Below are 1,336 nucleotides of genomic sequence, written 5' to 3'. Positions count from 1 at the left end.
GTTCGTTAAATCAACAGCAGATTCTACTGTTTTATCGTCTAGTGGCAATTGACCATGCCTTAACTGTTCAAGTTCCGCAATAATTTGAATGGCTTCAGAGAGAGTATAGTGACTCTTGACCGTTGTGACCTGCACAGCAAGCCAATCGATCAGCGCAGGAAGCATCTGAGTTGACGCCTTTTCTCCCTTCATCCACGTTTGCGCGTAAGATAACAGATCTGGTACTAAATTTTGTAAGTTTTGTTGGCGTAATGGCGCTGGCACGCCCATGACCATTAGCGCTTTATCATTTCTGGCTTTTAATTGGATACCCAACTGAGCAAAGTCTTGTTGATAATCTTGTGCCAACTTCACTAAGTCAGTGTCCAACTTCATCGACAACGGTACTAATAAAGGCTGCGCTTTTAACGCTCCTTCACTTGGCGTCAACTGACCTTTGGTGCGATAGAACTCAGCTCGAGGTAATGAAACTAATGCTACGCCACTGTCGCTGCTCATCAGAACAAATTGTTCATCCACAGCTGCCAACGCTTTCCCCAACGCTGTAACTTGAGGCAAACTCACTTCTCGAACGGACCCTGTCGATGTCGGTTGCTCAGCTTGTTGAGATTCGAAGTCGGGTGTTTTTAGCAGTTCATGGTAAGCGTGGACTTCTCGCTTACTTGGTGCAGGTTCAGCATGACGCTCTTTACCTACATTTGGTTTAGGCGCAGGTTTGGACTCAATCCAATCCGTTCGCTTAAAGGAATCTGCAATGCGCGCTTCACGCACAGATGAATCACTCGGCGCACGATCGCGTGGCTTAACCTCATAATCAGTACGTCCAGGGTACGTTGGTGTTTTATCAATCGCTTGATACACTCGCTCTGGGACAGTGGTACTCACTGATTGTGGCGAGTATTGAGGCGTCGTTTCCGGTTGGCTTTCTCGCTCTTCAGGCTCTGCTCGATGGAACGCGGACTCATTGACTTGCGGCTTATCAATCACAGAGCTTTGTGCCAGTGCATCAGCCAAAGCTTGATAGATAAAGTCATGTACCAATCTTGCTTGATGGAAACGCACTTCATGCTTCGCTGGATGAACGTTCACGTCCACCTGATGCGGGTCTAGCTCGATGAACAACACATAAGCGGCAAATTGATCCGGCTTTAAGCTCATTTCGTAACTTTGACGAATCGCATGATTGATCAGTTTGTCCCGCATCATGCGGCCATTCACGTAACAATACTGCAAATCGCTTTGCTGACGAGCCCCATCCGGGGTGGTGATCCAACCATGCAACTTGAGGCCTTGATGCTCAAGCTCAATACGAAGCATGTTACGCACAAATGCATTA

General features: G+C 47.4%; 1 protein-coding gene. It reads right to left on the bottom strand.

What is annotated here, in order from left to right; translation table 11 throughout:
- A partial coding sequence (mutL, locus tag R7Z50_RS24235; RefSeq protein WP_318149316.1) for a DNA mismatch repair endonuclease MutL occupies positions 1-1,336 on the bottom strand: 1,336 nt, incomplete at both ends.

This window comes from Vibrio sp. 1249-1 (assembly GCF_033340495.1).
This window is presented reverse-complemented; position numbering and strand designations above follow the sequence as displayed.